Raw genomic sequence first — 745 nt, 5'->3', positions numbered from 1 at the left:
TGCTCTGCCCCCTGAGAACTGGACCGTTTGAGGCTGGAGTTTTCGGCTAACCTTCCCTGGCTGGGAGAGGAGCGGAGAACGATGAAGGCATCGAAGTTTACGGAAGCGCAGAAGGCGTTCATCCTGAAGCAAGGCGAGGAAGGTACGCCGGTTGCGGAGATCTGCCGAAAGGCCGGGATCAGTCAGGCGACCTACTTCAACTGGAAGAAACGGTATGGAGGTCTGCTGCCTGACGAGATGCGTCGGCTGAAGGCGCTCGAGGACGAGAACAGCCGCCTGAAAAAGATCGTGGCGGACCTGACGCTCGACCGGGAGATGTTGCAGGACGTCATCCGCCGAAAGCTCTGAAGCCTGGTCGGATGCGCGAGCTGGTTCGCGGGATGTGCATCGATTGGGGCGTGTCGATACGCGGCGCTTGTGGGGCCCTGCAGTTCGACACCTCCACGTTCCACTACAAGTCCCGGCGCACCGATCAGGCGGCCGTCGCACGACGGATCAAGGAAATCTGCGAAACGCGCCTGCGCTACGGCTATCGGCGCGTGCATGTCCTGCTGCGACGGGAGGGGTGGGTGATCAACATCAAGAAGACCCGCAGAATTTACAATGAACTGGCCTTGCAGCTCAGGAACAAGAACCCGAAGCGGCGGGTGAAGGCCAAGCTGCGCGATGATCGCCAGGAGGCAGTCGGGCCAAACGAAGTCTGGGCCATGGACTTCGTTCATGACCAATTGGCCTTGGGCAACAA

The 745-nt window shown here is 60.1% G+C and carries 1 pseudogene; it reads left to right on the top strand.

Annotation, left to right across the window (positions count from 1 at the left end):
* Positions 1 to 81: 81 nt before the first annotated feature.
* Positions 82 to 745, top strand: a pseudogene (locus tag TW83_RS20095) (transposase); the annotation flags it as partial.

Origin of the sequence: Paracoccus sp. S4493 (genome assembly GCF_000967735.1) — a bacterium.
Lineage (GTDB): Bacteria > Pseudomonadota > Alphaproteobacteria > Rhodobacterales > Rhodobacteraceae > Paracoccus > Paracoccus marcusii.
Note: the sequence above shows the minus strand (reverse complement) of the source record. Positions and strands in the feature narration are given on the sequence as shown.